Source organism: Qipengyuania sp. ASV99, from assembly GCF_047872805.1.
In the GTDB taxonomy this organism is placed as follows: domain Bacteria; phylum Pseudomonadota; class Alphaproteobacteria; order Sphingomonadales; family Sphingomonadaceae; genus Erythrobacter.
The window spans coordinates 48,724-61,455 of record NZ_JBLQUK010000002.1 but is presented as its reverse complement, the minus strand read 5'-3'; the positions used below and the strand labels follow the sequence as shown (position 1 = coordinate 61,455).

Sequence of the window (12,732 nt, the reverse complement as noted above, 5' to 3'; positions counted from 1 at the left end):
ATTAAATCGCGGGTGCGCTAGGACGTTCCCCTGAATAAGGCAACCTAGAGGATTAGCCAGTGGGTCTGACAGCCGAGATTATCCAAGCCGAGATGGACGCGCTGGCGGGCAAGGATGCGCTTGTGGGCGCAGAGCTGGCGCGCATCGGCTATCCCGAACCGCGCCTGCGCGATCGCGGTTACAAGACTTTGCTGCGCACTATAGTGGGTCAGCAGGTCTCGGTCGCGGCAGCGGCGTCGATGTGGAACAAGCTGATCGCGGAGGTCGGCGAGGATTTCACCCCCGGCTGTATCCTGAAACGCGATTTCGACACGCTTCGCGCCTGCGGCCTGTCGCGGCAGAAACAGGGATACGCCCGAAGCCTGTGCGAATTGGTGGACGCGGGCGAACTCGATTTCCACGCCCTGCCCGCCGATGACGAGGAAGCCATCGAACAGCTTACAAGGATCAAGGGCATCGGCCGCTGGTCAGCCGAAATATACCTGTTGTTCGCCGAGGGCCGCACCGACATCTGGCCCGCCGGCGACCTCGCCGTGCAGGAGGGCGTCAAACGGCTGCTCGAACTGGAGGAACGGCCCAAAGAAAAAGAAACCCGCGAACTGGGCACCCGCTGGGCCCCGCACCGGGGCGCGATGGCGATCTTCACCTGGCATTTCTACGCCAATCCGGCGCTTTAGGGTCAGGACCTAGCTTATCGGTCGATCCGACCTTCCTTTTCGCTAACCCCATCCCTAGCTGTCACCCTTATCCAAGGGAGACACCATGCCAGCACTCGATACCATTCCGCTCATTCCGCGCGGGTCACTGTTCGGCAACCCCAGCCGTTCGCAAGGCAAGATCAGCCCGGATGGTGAGTGGCTGAGCTGGCTCGCGCCTTACGAAGGGGTAATGAACATCTGGGTCGGGGCCCGCGCCAATCCCGATGATGCCAAACCCGTCACCAAGGCCGACGACCGCCCTATCCGCGAACATTTCTGGACGCCCGATTCCACCGCAGTCGGCTATATTCAGGACAAGGGCGGGGATGAGAATTTCCTGCTTTACCGCGTCGATATCGCCAGCGGCGAGGAAACATGCCTGACCCCGTTCGAGGACACCCGCGTGATGATCGTCGGGTCCTCTCAGATCGACAAGCAGCACATATTGATCGGCCTCAACAACCGCGATCCGCAATGGCACGATGTCCACCGGCTCAACCTTTCAACCGGCGCGCTCGATCTGGTGTATGAAAACAACGCCTATGCCCATTTCATGGCCGATGACACGCTGACATTGCGCATGGCGATGGCGCAGAATGAGGCAGGCGGGACCGATTATTTCCGCGTGACGGGCAATGTGGTGGAGGAAGAGCCGTTTGAAACCACCGCGATGGAGGATTCGATGACGACCTCCCCTTCTGGCTACACGGTAGATGGCAGCGTGCTCTACTGGCTCGACGGGCGCGGGCGAGACACCGCTGCGCTTTATGCGCAGGACACCGCGAGCGGCGAGCGCACGCTGATTGCAGAGGACGACCGCGCCGATATTGGCGGGACGATCAGGCACAAGCAGACCGGCGTGGTGCAGGCCTATTCCGTCACCTATCTGAAAACCGAATGGACCGCGATCGACCCGGAAGTGGGCGCGAGCTTCGCCTGGCTTGGTCAGCAATTCCATGGCGAGTTCGGGGTCATGAGCCGCACCGATGACGACCGCATTTGGATCGTCTGGAACGACCCGGTCAGCGCCCCGATCCGCACCTATATCCATGACCGCGATGCGGGCACGCTTGAGCCTTTCTATGTCACCCGGCCCGAACTCGAAGGCGCGCTGCTGCAACCCATGCACCCGGTGGAGATCACCAGCCGCGATGGGCTGACCCTGCCGTCTTACCTGACGCTCGCCGCAGGCAGCGACGCTGAGCACAGCGGACGCCCCGCCGCGCCGACGCCGATGGTGCTGCTGGTGCACGGGGGGCCCTGGGCACGCGACGGTTATGGGTATAACCCGATCCATCAAATGCTTGCCAATCGCGGCTACAGCGTGCTGTCGGTCAATTTCCGCGGCTCCACCGGATTTGGCAAAGGCTTCATCAACGCCAGCAACAAACAATGGGGGCTGGCGATGCACGATGATCTGATCGACGCGGTCGAATGGGCGGTGCAACAGGGCATCGCACCACGCGACAAAGTGGCGATTATGGGCGGTTCCTATGGCGGTTATGCGACGCTGGCGGGCCTTGCCTTCACGCCCGATGTGTTTGCCTGCGGGGTCGATATCGTTGGCCCGTCGAACCTTGAAACGCTGCTGTCGACCATTCCGCCCTATTGGGCACCGATGGTGAAAATCTTCCACGAACGCATGGGCAATCCCGGCACCGAAGAAGGGCTCGCGCTGCTGAAAGCGGCCAGCCCGCTTTACAAGGCGAAGGACATCACCAAGCCGCTGCTCATCGCGCAGGGTGCCAACGACCCGCGCGTCAAACAGTCCGAAAGCGATCAGATCGTGGGCGCGATGAAGGAGGCCGGAATTCCCGTCACCTATGTGCTTTACCCCGACGAAGGCCATGGCTTTGCCAAGCCTGCCAATTCGGTCAGCTTCTTTGCTATTACCGAGAATTTCCTCGCGCAGAATTTGGGCGGGCGCGCCGAACCGCTGGGCGATGTGCTGAAACCCTCGACCGCCGAAGTGGTCGAAGGCGCGGACCATGTGCAGGGAATGGCTGGGTAATTGTTCAAATCGTCATTGCGAGAAGCCGACGCTTCGCGGCAATCCAGAGCGCATTGCGGGAGGCTCTGGATTGCTTCAACGCTACGCTCCTCGCAATGACGAAAAGAGAGCGCGAGGGGAATGACAACCGCAGCATTGCCTTCTAAACCCGGCCCCCAAATCGCAATCGGAGAGGGATCACATGACAGACCAGCGGCGCAGCATCTTCATCACTGGCGGAGCATCGGGCATCGGCCGCGCCACCGCCCGTCATTTCGCTGAACGCGGCTGGTTTGTGTGCATTGCCGATGTCAACGCCGCCGGGATGCAAGACACGCTGGGGCTGATCGAGGGGGGCTTCAAATATTCGCACCTGCTCGACGTGCGCGACCGCGCGGCATGGGATGTGGCGCTCGAATCCGCCGCCACCGCTGCGGGCGGACGGATTGATGTGATGGTCAACAACGCCGGGATCGGCACTGGCGGCCCGCTGGCGGAGCTGGAAGTCGAAGAGATTGACCGCTGCCTCGATATCAATCTGCGCGGCGTGCTTTACGGCGCGCAGGCCGTTTATCCCTACCTCAAGAAGACCGCACCCGGATCGGCGCTGGTCAATATCGCCAGCGCCGCCGGGATCACCGGCGGCAGCGGCATGAGCGTCTACAGCGCCACCAAATTCGCGGTGCGCGGGATCGCCGAATGTCTCGATGCCGAATGGGCACCGGACGGGATCAAAGTGTCATCGGTCTGCCCCAGCTTTATCGAAACCCCGCTGCTCGACGGGACGGGCAATCGCGGCACCAATGAAAATATTCGCACGCGGGTGCAGGCGGCGGGTCTGGAAATCACCCCTGTCGAAGAGGTCGCCGAAACGATCTGGAACGCGGTCCACGGCGATGGTCTGCATTATCTGGTCGGCAAGACCGCGCGCCAGCTCAATTTCGCCAAGCGCTGGATGCCCGGCAAGGTCCGCAAGCAACAGCGCTCTGCGGCGGGTTTGCTGGGGAGATAAGACCCGGACGAAGCCGCGCTTTACACCAGCCCATCAATCGCGCGCGCCATCTTGGCATCACGGATCGACAGGCCACCTTCGCTGCCCGCGTCATGCGTAGTCAGGGTAATCTCAACCTTGGCATAGACGTTGGACCATTCGGGATGGTGGTCGTGGCGGTCCGCGATCAATGCGACGCGGCTCATGAAGCCCCAGGCTTCGGAGAAATCGCCGAACTGGAATGTGCGGATGATTGCTTTTCCTTCGCGCACCAATTGCCATTGGGGATGGTCGGTGAGCAATTGTTCGCGTTCTTCTTCGGTCAGTTCGGGGACGCTGGGCATCGTTTCGGCTCCGTTTGAGGCAAGTGTTGTGAGAAAGCTCGCTTTTGCCTAACGCACCAAGGCATGCAAGGTTCAGTCTCACCCGCAATCTCGGCAAAGGATATTGCCTGTCGGCGCGGTGACCGGCTGCTGTTTCGCAAGCTATCGTTCGCGCTGACGGGCGGAGAGGCGCTGCATATCACCGGCGCGAACGGCACGGGCAAGACCTCGCTGATGCGCGCGCTCGCCGGTTTGACAACGCCCTTCGCGGGCAATGTGCAGCACGAGGGCGACATTGGCCTGCTCGATGAACGCCCCGCGCTCGACCCCGACCAATCGCTCGGCCGCGCGCTGGCGTTCTGGCAGCGGATTGACGGATGCAGCGACCCGTCGGGCGCGCTAGCGGTGATGGGGCTGGAGCCGCTGCTGGAGGTGCCGGTGCGGTATCTTTCGACCGGCCAGCGGAAACGCGCCGGGCTGGCTGCGCTGCTCAATCGCGGGGTGCCGATCTGGTTGCTGGATGAGCCCTTGTCGGGGCTGGACGTGGCCGCGATCGCGCAAGTCACGGCGCTGATCCAGATGCATGTGAGCGGCGGCGGGATAGCCGTGATCGCCTCGCATCAGGTGCTGGCAATCGAAGGCCTGCGCAGCCTTGAACTGGGCGATTACGCGCCCTCTGTAACAGGGGAAGCGGCATGATCGCCGCGCTGCTGCGCCGCGATCTGGGCCGGTTCTTCCCCTTTGCAGGCGGCGGCGCGGCGCTGCCGGTGGTTTTTTTTGTCGCAGTGGCGATGCTCTATCCCTTTGCCGTGGGGCCGGATGCCAATCTGCTGTCGCGCACTGGCGGCGGGGTGGTGTGGATCGCGGCATTGCTGGCGGCGATCCTGCCGCTGGAAAGACTGGTGGCAGAAGACATTGAACTGGGCGTGTTCGATCAATTGCGGCTGCGCGGGATCACCGAAGAGGTGGTGATGGCGGTGCGATTGCTGGCCCATTGGCTCAGTTTCGGGCCGCCGCTGATCCTCGCTGCCTTCCCCGCAGCGGCGCTGCTGGCGATTGACGGGCCGACGCTGCAATTGCTGTTGCTGGGCTTGCTGGCGGGGACGCCAGGGCTGGCGGCGATTGGCCTGATTATCGCCGCACTCACTGCGAGCCTGCGCGCCGGAGCCGCGCTGTCGGGCCTGCTGCTGGTCCCGCTCGCGCTGCCGATCCTGATTTTCGGAGCCGGCGCCCTCGCCCGTCAGGATGCGGCGAGCCTCGGCTTCGTGGCGGCGATCAGCCTGCTGCTGGTGGCGATTGCGCCGTTTGCAGCAGGGGCGGCGGTGAGGGCGGCGCGGGAGGTTTAGCCGAGGTCATCATCCCAAAGAGCACACGCCCGGATAGGGCCGCGCCAATCAATAAGGCGGTTTGTCCTTGCCCGTTGGGCTCTTGGTGAAGATTTCCACCCCGTCCTCGGTGATCGCCAGTGAATGCTCGAACTGCGCGCTCAGCGATTTGTCGCGGGTCACGGCGGTCCAGCCGTCGCCGAGCACTTTCGCCCAAGGCTTGCCGAGATTGATCATCGGTTCGATGGTGAAGAACATGCCGGGTTTCAATTCCGGCCCGGTGCCTGCCTTGGCGGCGTGGACCACTTCGGGCGCGTCATGGAACAGGCGGCCCAGACCATGCCCGCAAAACTCGCGCACCACGCCATAGCGGAACTGCGAAGCATGCGCTTCGATCGCCGCGCCAATATCGCCCAGCCGCGCGCCGGGCTTTGCCGCCGCATCGATCCCCAGCATCAGACATTCATAGGTCACATCGACCAGTCGCTTGGCCTTGATCGAAGGCTCTCCGGCGAAATACATCCGCGAAGTGTCACCGTGCCAGCCATCGAGCAAAGGGGTGACATCGACGTTCAGTATGTCCCCTTCCTTCAGCACCTTTGGCCCCGGAATCCCGTGGCAGATGACATGGTTGATCGAAATGCAGCACGAATGGGTGTAGCCGCGATAGCCCAGCGTCGCTGGCACCGCGCCGCCATCCAGCATCATTTCGCGCACCGCCGTGTCAATGCTGTCGGTGGTCACGCCGGGCTGAACAAGGTTCGCCACTTCATCAAGGATGGTCGCAGCCAGCCGCCCGGCGGCGCGCATTCCGGCAAAGCCTTCTTCGGTGTGGAGCTTGATCGTGCCGTCACGGTAGACGGTCTGATCGCTTTCGATGAGCTGATATTCGGTCATGCCGCAGCATATAGCGAAGCCCGCACGCGATTGCGAGGACTACTCTGGCGCAGCAAAGGCTGCGCGATATTCGGGCCGGACCGCTGCGAGAATCTGCGCGGTCACCGGCAAGGTGACTTCATACGGACCCTCGGCATAGGCCCCTGCAACATAGGGCGCGGCGAGCAATCCAATCCGATCAAACTCACGCCCGGTGGATGACCCGACGAGCACGGTCAATTCCTCAACCCCCGGACAATCGCCGAACACATCATCGTTGGCCGAGTAATATTCGCCGCGCCGCTCGCGCCGCTCATCCTCCAGCGCGGCGCAATAATCCTCTCGCACCGCCGTATCGAGCGCCGCCGTGGACGCAAACATTTCAGCAGGGGTGAACGCCCGCGCCGATTCGCGGTCCCACACCAGCGCATCGAAATCCGAATTGCCATGCGCGCCTCCTGAATAGATATAACTTTGCGCCGACAGCGACAGGAACCGGGGCAGGTCAGCCACCACTTCCCATTGCTTGCCAAAACCCCGACTGGTGCAGCTGATACATTCCTCGCCTGCAAATTCGGCCAGCGAGGCTTCCCATTCGGATTTCTGCGCGGTCAGCGCTGCATCGCGCTGTGCCGTCAGCATTTCGGCCAGCGCCGGGATCGCGGACACCTGCGCAGGCCAGCCATAGGCAAATTCGCGCGCGCCACCGCCGCTGCTTTCGGCATTGTCCTCAAAGGCGACCGCTTTGGCCCCAGCGGCAGTTCGGCGTTCGAGCACGGACTGAGCGGTTTCACCCTCCTCCACGGCGATTTCTTCACCCATATCCTGCGGCGAAGAACACGCGATCAGCGCTGGCAGGATGCCTGCGGCAAACAAGCAGTCTAGCGGCTTAATCATAAACGCAGGTTCCCCAATCCGAATTGATGCGTGACAAGCAAGACGCGGCGATTATGGACAGGCCATGACCGAAATCAAAGACCTGATTCAGCCCGACCGCGGGCAAAGCGCCATCGCTATCAAACTGGTGAACAAAGACAGCTTTGAAAGCTGGTCGCGGGCGCTGAACCTTTCGCAGCGCGCCAGCCTGACGGCGCAGAAATTCGAAGGCAGCGCCGGTCAGACCGGGATCGTGCCAGATGGCGACAGCTATTTTGCGGTCGGCGGTATCGCCAATCCTGAAAACCTTTCCAGTTGGTGCCTGGCCAAACTGGCCGAAGACCTGCCCGCCGGGACTTACCGGCTGATCGATGCCAAGCCGGGTGCCGCAATGTTCGGATGGCTGACCGCGCAATACCGTTTCGATCGTTATCGCAAGGATGAAAATGCGGTCGGGCCGCGCATCTTGCTGACCGATCAGGCGGGCCGCATCGACGCCGTCATGGCCGAAGCGAGCGCGGAAATGCTGGTGCGTGATCTGGTCAACACTCCGGCAGAGGATATGGGCCCGGCCGCGCTAGAGACAGAGGCTGAAAAGCTGGCCAAGGCCTATGGCGGGCAACTGACCGTGACCAAGGGCGATGCGCTGGAACAGGGCTATCCGATGATCCACGCGGTCGGTCGCGCCGCCGCACGCCATCACGCACCGCGCCTGCTGCATCTGGAGTGGGGCGCAAAGGACGCGCCGATACTGGCGATTGTCGGTAAGGGCGTGTGTTTCGATTCGGGCGGGCTCGACATCAAATCCGCGACCGGAATGCGGCTGATGAAGAAGGATATGGGCGGCGCGGCGCATGCGATTGCGCTGGCCGGGCTGGTCATGGGCGCGGGGCTGAGAGTGCGGCTGCACCTGCTGGTCCCGGCGGTGGAAAATGCCATTTCCGGTCCCGCTTTTCGCCCCGGCGATGTGCTGTCCAGCCGTCAGGGTTTGACCGTGGAGATCCACAACACCGATGCCGAAGGGCGGCTGGTGCTGGGCGATGCGCTGACCCGCGCAAGTGAGGAGGAGCCCGATCTGATCATCGATTTCGCCACGCTGACCGGCGCGGCGCGGGTGGCGCTGGGCCCCGATTACGCCGCGATGATGGCGCGGCGCGACGACACGGCGCAGGCGATGATCGAGGCTGGCCGCGCGCATGGCGACGAACCGTGGAGACTGCCTTTGCCAGAAGCTTACCGCGAATATCTCGCCTCTGACATTGCCGACATCGCCAATTCGCACAGCAATCCCTACGCCGGGGCCAGCGTCGCCGGATTGTTCCTCGACCGGTTTGTCGGCACCAAGGAAGACGGAACGCCGATCGATTGGGTGCATTTTGACACCTTTGCCTGGCGCCCCTTTCCCAAGCCGGGCCGGGCCAAGGGCGGCACCGCTTACGGCCTGCGCGCCGCATGGCACATGCTCAAAACCCGCTACGGTGGGTAGCTTGCCCAAGCGGTAAACAGCGGCTAAGCGCGCTCATCAAAGTCTCAGGCAAGCGGGGACTGGGGAATTCAAAAGATAATGAGCGGGGCGGAAAGCCAAAGCCAGATTTATGACGTGCCCACCGGGGTGATCGGCCTGACCGGACCGGTGGCAAAGCCAGCGCCCGGCACTTTGCCGCTGCGCGGCGATCTGGCGCATATCGCGCTGGCCGGGAAACATCTCGCGGCGCATTACGTCATCCCGCAGGAACGATTTGTCGGCAAAGACGGCGCAGATGTGCTGGAAAACAGCCGCGATGACAGCGCGGTGCTGCACCGCTTTGCCCCTGGAACGCGGGTGGAAGTGCTCGACAGCGCGGGGCAATGGGTGTGGGGCTGCCTCGGCCCGGACGGGCCCAGCGGCTATATCAAGGCCGATTGCCTTTCCGATTGAAGCGCTGAGCGAAGCGGCTATGGCTGCGCGCCATGACGACGCGCATTTTCATCGACGGAGCCGCCGGGACCACCGGGCTTGAAATCCGCGACCGGCTGGCGGGGCGCGGCGAGTTCGAAATGATCGTGCTGGATGATGACAGCCGCAAGGATGAGGCCGCGCGGCGCGAGGCTTTGCACGCAGCCGACATCGCGATCCTGTGCCTGCCCGATGATGCGGCGAAGGAAGCGGTGAAGCTGGCCGCAGGGTCGAACACGCGGATCATCGACGCCTCCAGCGCGCACCGTGTGGCCGAGGGCTGGACCTACGGCTTTCCCGAATTGATCGGGCACGACAAGATCGCTGGGGCGCAGTTCGTGAGCAATCCGGGGTGCTATCCGACCGGATTTCTGGCGCTGGTTGCGCCTTTGGTGCGCGCAGAATTTATCGAGCCGGACTGGCCTTATTCGGTCAACGCCGTGAGCGGATATTCGGGCGGCGGCAACGCTCTCATTGATCGTTTCGAGTCCGATCGGTCGATTGCCTTTCGGGCCTATGGTCTCGGGCTCGACCATAAACACCTTCCCGAGATGCAAAAGTATGCCGGGCTGGGCTTGGCGCCGGTGTTTTCACCAGCCGTCGTTCCGGCTCACCGCGGAATGATCGTCGATGTTCCGATCTCTTTGGACGCAATTCTGGACGATAAATTCGACGAGCCCGCTCTGCCGATCCTGCTCGGCGCGCTGCAAAAGCAATATGCAGACAGCCCGATCGTGACGGTCAGTTCTGGCTCGCGCGACATTTCCGAACTGCTCTTGCGTCAGAATGCGGAGCCTTGGGACGGGATGGAATTGTTCGTCTTTGAAGGTGACTATCAGGCCCGCCTCATCGCCCGGCTCGACAATCTCGGCAAGGGCGCGTCTGGCGCTGCGATCCAGAACCTCAACATCATGTGCGGCCTGCCCGAAACGACCGGCCTGCGGCTCTAGCACCCCTTCTCGAACTGCCTAATATTTAAGCAGCAAACGCCGCGAAGTTAAGCACCATTGCGCTGCGCTGCACAATCTTGCTAGTCCCTCCGGGCACCGGCAATGATCCTTGCGCCCTTGCACGGATCAGCTACCCAAGTGTGACACGCATTGGCACGATTCTTGATCGAATCGGTCGCGGGTGCGCGCTGCAAGCACCGGATGTGCGCGACAACAACAGGGCGGGAAATGACCACGTGAAGAAGATCGAGGCGATCATCAAACCCTTCAAACTCGACGAGGTGAAGGAGGCACTCCATGAAATCGGCGTGTCCGGCATCACCGTCACCGAAGCGCGCGGTTTTGGCCGCCAAAAAGGCCACACCGAATTGTACCGCGGCGCGGAATATGTCGTCGATTTCCTGCCCAAGGTGAAACTCGAAGTCATCGTCACCGACGATCAGGCCGACCGCGTGGTCGAAGCAATCGCCGCCGCTGCGCAAACCGGGCGCATCGGGGACGGCAAGATATTTGTTTCCACCATCGACCGCGCCCTGCGCATCCGCACCGGCGAAACCGACGACGACGCGATCTAGAAAACACCAGAAAATTCCTGCCCCCGCAATGCGGCGGGCACCTCTCGAACATCAAGCTGGAGAATACACGATGGCTACCGCAAAAGACGTCCTGCAACAGATCAAGGACGAAGAGATTGAATGGGTCGATCTGCGCTTCACCGATCCCAAGGGCAAATGGCAGCATCTGACCATGGCCGCCGTGGTCATGGACGAAGATTCGCTCGAAGATGGGCTGATGTTCGACGGCTCCTCGATCGAAGGCTGGAAAGCCATCAATGAAAGCGACATGATCCTGAAACCGGACATGGACGCCGCCTATATCGACCCGTTCAGCGCGACGCCCATGCTGGTGCTGTTCTGCAACGTCGTAGAGCCTTCGGACGGTCAGCTTTATTCGCGTGACCCGCGTTCGACCGCAACCCGTGCAGAGGCCTACCTGCAATCGACCGGCATTGGCGACACGATCTATGTCGGGCCGGAACCTGAGTTCTTCATGTTCGACGATGTCCGCTTTGAAGACGGCTATGCTGGATCGGGCTATCAAATCGATGATATCGAATTGCCGACCAACACCGGCACTGAATATCCGAACGGCAATATGGGCCACCGCCCGCGCGCCAAGGGCGGCTATTTCCCCGTTGCCCCGGTCGACAGCGCCATGGACATTCGCGCAGAGATGGTTTCGACCATGCTCGAAATGGGCCTGAACATGGACAAGCATCACCATGAAGTGGCCGCCGCGCAGCACGAGTTGGGCATTACCTACAGTTCGCTGACCAAGGCCGCCGACCAGGTGCAGGTCTACAAATATGTGGTTCAGCAGGTCGCCCATGCTTACGGCAAGACCGCCACTTTCATGCCCAAGCCGATCAAGGAAGACAACGGCAGCGGCATGCACAGCCACATGTCGATCTGGAAAGATGGCAAGCCGACCTTTGCGGGCAATGAATATGCCGGCCTGTCAGAAACCTGCCTCTATTACATCGGCGGCGTGATCAAACATGCCAAAGCGATCAACGCCTTCACCAACCCGACCACCAATTCCTACAAGCGGCTGGTGCCCGGTTTCGAAGCGCCCGTGCTGCTCGCCTATTCAGCGCGCAACCGGTCGGCTTCGTGCCGCATCCCATACGGTGCGGGCGAAAAGGCCAAGCGGGTTGAGTTCCGTTTCCCCGATCCGCTGGCCAACCCCTATCTGGCGTTTTCGGCGCTGCTGATGGCCGGTCTCGACGGGATCGAGAACAAGATTCATCCCGGCGAGGCGATGGACAAGAACCTTTACGACCTGCCGCCGTCCGAACTGGCCGACGTGCCGACCGTCTGCGGTTCCTTGCGCGAAGCCTTGGAAGCGCTGGAGGAGGATCACGAATTCCTGCTTAAAGGCGATGTATTCTCGATCGACCAGATCGAAGCCTATGCCGAACTCAAATGGGAAGAGGTCATCCGCATGGAAACGACCCCCTGCCCGGTTGAGTTTGACATGTATTACTCTTCTTGATCGGCGCGCGAGGGGCCGCCCGGCCCCCCGCCTCCTCGCTCAACCACATTGAAAAAGGCCGTCCGGGAAACCGGGCGGCCTTTTTCTTTGTTTATCCAGCGCGTGAATAAGCCTCTGCGATCCAGCCGCGCACGTCCTCATCAAGGTCAGCGAGGCTTTCGAGCCGGACGCGGTGGCTGCACATGGCGTTGTAAGTCTCCAGCCGCCCCGTCGCCGGTTCCCCTTTCAGCGCCAATCCGAGGTCGATCCGCGTCCGTGTGGCCGCAGTGATCAACGCGAACTGTTTCTTCCTCCGCAGGCTCACGCTCGCTTTCTTCGGGGCAATTTCGACATCATCGCCCAGTGTCTGGGCATAGGCCACCACCGCGTCATAGACCGGCTTCAGCGCCGCCTTTGCGCCCGAATACTGCTCTGCCACCGGATCGGCCGGAGCATCGGCGCGCGCTCCGGCTTCTAGCGCTTTGGCCGCGATCAGATTGGCAAAGCCATGCGTCACACCGTGTTCGCTTTTCAGGAACTTCACGATCTCGCCGTGCTTGGCGAAACCCAGCGGCGCCAGCTGCGCCAGCCATTGATCAAGCGGCTTACCGGTCTTTTCCGGAATATTCGCCAGCATTGTTTCGAGTTGTTTGTCGATTGTGCTCATCGCATGACCTCCCCGTTTCAGACTGATGATAATTGCGCTCTTCCGCTTCTTACGCACACCAATCCA

The 12,732-nt window shown here is 61.8% G+C and carries 14 protein-coding genes; 10 read left to right on the top strand and 4 right to left on the bottom strand.

All coding sequences use genetic code 11. From position 1 onward, the window contains the following. The first annotated feature begins 59 nt into the window (after nt 1–59). The 3 genes from ACM64M_RS04205 (at nt 60) to ACM64M_RS04195 (ending at nt 3,700) form a co-directional block, all read left to right on the top strand. Nucleotides 60–677: a DNA-3-methyladenine glycosylase family protein gene (locus ACM64M_RS04205; protein WP_416227412.1), complete on the top strand. Its 618-nt coding sequence runs from the start codon at nt 60–62 to the stop codon at nt 675–677. An 85-nt stretch (nt 678–762) separates the two neighbouring features. Next, complete coding sequence (locus ACM64M_RS04200; RefSeq protein ID WP_416227411.1) at nt 763–2,709, top strand: S9 family peptidase; 1,947 nt, start codon at nt 763–765, stop codon at nt 2,707–2,709. A 181-nt stretch (nt 2,710–2,890) separates the two neighbouring features. After that, a complete protein-coding gene (locus ACM64M_RS04195) occupies nt 2,891–3,700 on the top strand; it encodes an SDR family oxidoreductase (protein ID WP_416227410.1) in 810 nt (269 codons plus the stop codon). Nucleotides 3,701–3,720: 20 nt separating this feature from the next. On the opposite strand, the gene ACM64M_RS04190 is transcribed toward ACM64M_RS04195, so the two are convergent. Further along, on the bottom strand, nt 3,721–4,023 hold the full coding sequence (locus ACM64M_RS04190) for a 4a-hydroxytetrahydrobiopterin dehydratase (protein ID WP_416227409.1): 303 nt from the start codon (nt 4,021–4,023) through the stop codon (nt 3,721–3,723). Between the two features lie 63 nt (nt 4,024–4,086). Between ACM64M_RS04190 and ccmA the strand changes: the two genes are divergently transcribed. Together ccmA and ACM64M_RS04180 are read left to right on the top strand one after the other, a co-directional pair. Continuing rightward, a complete protein-coding gene (gene ccmA, locus ACM64M_RS04185) occupies nt 4,087–4,701 on the top strand; it encodes a heme ABC exporter ATP-binding protein CcmA (protein WP_416227408.1) in 615 nt (204 codons plus the stop codon). Next, nucleotides 4,698–5,348, top strand: a complete 651-nt coding sequence (locus ACM64M_RS04180) for a heme exporter protein CcmB (RefSeq protein ID WP_416227407.1) — start codon at nt 4,698–4,700, stop codon at nt 5,346–5,348. The genes ccmA and ACM64M_RS04180 overlap by 4 nt, the downstream gene beginning before the upstream one ends. A 48-nt stretch (nt 5,349–5,396) precedes the next feature. Here the strand turns inward: ACM64M_RS04180 and map are convergent, their stop codons facing one another. Then, on the bottom strand, nt 5,397–6,224 hold the full coding sequence (gene map, locus ACM64M_RS04175) for a type I methionyl aminopeptidase (protein ID WP_416227406.1): 828 nt from the start codon (nt 6,222–6,224) through the stop codon (nt 5,397–5,399). 39 nt (nt 6,225–6,263) lie between these two features. Continuing rightward, the gene (locus tag ACM64M_RS04170; protein WP_416227405.1) at nt 6,264–7,100 is read right to left on the bottom strand and encodes a PdaC/SigV domain-containing protein; all 837 of its coding nucleotides are present in this window, start codon (nt 7,098–7,100) and stop codon (nt 6,264–6,266) included. A 64-nt stretch (nt 7,101–7,164) separates the two neighbouring features. On the opposite strand from ACM64M_RS04170, the gene ACM64M_RS04165 reads away from it, so the two are divergent. The 5 genes from ACM64M_RS04165 (at nt 7,165) to glnA (ending at nt 12,020) form a co-directional block, all read left to right on the top strand. Then, a complete protein-coding gene (locus ACM64M_RS04165; RefSeq protein WP_416227404.1) occupies nt 7,165–8,565 on the top strand; it encodes a leucyl aminopeptidase family protein in 1,401 nt (466 codons plus the stop codon). A gap of 78 nt (nt 8,566–8,643) precedes the next feature. After that, the gene (locus tag ACM64M_RS04160) at nt 8,644–8,997 is read left to right on the top strand and encodes a hypothetical protein (protein WP_416227403.1); all 354 of its coding nucleotides are present in this window, start codon (nt 8,644–8,646) and stop codon (nt 8,995–8,997) included. 32 nt (nt 8,998–9,029) lie between these two features. After that, on the top strand, nt 9,030–9,965 hold the full coding sequence (gene argC, locus ACM64M_RS04155; protein WP_416227402.1) for an N-acetyl-gamma-glutamyl-phosphate reductase: 936 nt from the start codon (nt 9,030–9,032) through the stop codon (nt 9,963–9,965). 236 nt (nt 9,966–10,201) lie between these two features. After that, nucleotides 10,202–10,540 (top strand): P-II family nitrogen regulator, encoded by a 339-nt coding sequence (locus tag ACM64M_RS04150; protein WP_416227401.1) that lies wholly within the window; start codon nt 10,202–10,204, stop codon nt 10,538–10,540. Between the two features lie 70 nt (nt 10,541–10,610). Then, the gene (glnA, locus tag ACM64M_RS04145; protein ID WP_416227400.1) at nt 10,611–12,020 is read left to right on the top strand and encodes a type I glutamate--ammonia ligase; all 1,410 of its coding nucleotides are present in this window, start codon (nt 10,611–10,613) and stop codon (nt 12,018–12,020) included. Between the two features lie 91 nt (nt 12,021–12,111). Here the strand turns inward: glnA and ACM64M_RS04140 are convergent, their stop codons facing one another. Further along, a complete protein-coding gene (locus ACM64M_RS04140) occupies nt 12,112–12,666 on the bottom strand; it encodes a DUF4287 domain-containing protein (protein ID WP_416227399.1) in 555 nt (184 codons plus the stop codon). Nucleotides 12,667–12,732: the final 66 nt, after the last annotated feature.

Excerpts from the sequence above, each read along its gene's own strand:
- glnA (WP_416227400.1), top strand. The coding sequence starts at position 10,611 with ATGGCTACCGCAAAAGACGTCCTGCAACAGATCAAGGACGAAGAGATT.
- ACM64M_RS04165 (WP_416227404.1), top strand. The coding sequence starts at position 7,165 with ATGACCGAAATCAAAGACCTGATTCAGCCCGACCGCGGGCAAAGCGCC.
- ACM64M_RS04190 (WP_416227409.1), bottom strand. The coding sequence starts at position 4,023 with ATGCCCAGCGTCCCCGAACTGACCGAAGAAGAACGCGAACAATTGCTC.
- ACM64M_RS04200 (WP_416227411.1), top strand. The coding sequence starts at position 763 with ATGCCAGCACTCGATACCATTCCGCTCATTCCGCGCGGGTCACTGTTC.
- ACM64M_RS04180 (WP_416227407.1), top strand. The coding sequence starts at position 4,698 with ATGATCGCCGCGCTGCTGCGCCGCGATCTGGGCCGGTTCTTCCCCTTT.
- argC (WP_416227402.1), top strand. The coding sequence starts at position 9,030 with ATGACGACGCGCATTTTCATCGACGGAGCCGCCGGGACCACCGGGCTT.
- ACM64M_RS04140 (WP_416227399.1), bottom strand. The coding sequence starts at position 12,666 with ATGAGCACAATCGACAAACAACTCGAAACAATGCTGGCGAATATTCCG.
- ccmA (WP_416227408.1), top strand. The coding sequence starts at position 4,087 with ATGCAAGGTTCAGTCTCACCCGCAATCTCGGCAAAGGATATTGCCTGT.
- ACM64M_RS04195 (WP_416227410.1), top strand. The coding sequence starts at position 2,891 with ATGACAGACCAGCGGCGCAGCATCTTCATCACTGGCGGAGCATCGGGC.
- map (WP_416227406.1), bottom strand. The coding sequence starts at position 6,224 with ATGACCGAATATCAGCTCATCGAAAGCGATCAGACCGTCTACCGTGAC.
- ACM64M_RS04160 (WP_416227403.1), top strand. The coding sequence starts at position 8,644 with ATGAGCGGGGCGGAAAGCCAAAGCCAGATTTATGACGTGCCCACCGGG.
- ACM64M_RS04170 (WP_416227405.1), bottom strand. The coding sequence starts at position 7,100 with ATGATTAAGCCGCTAGACTGCTTGTTTGCCGCAGGCATCCTGCCAGCG.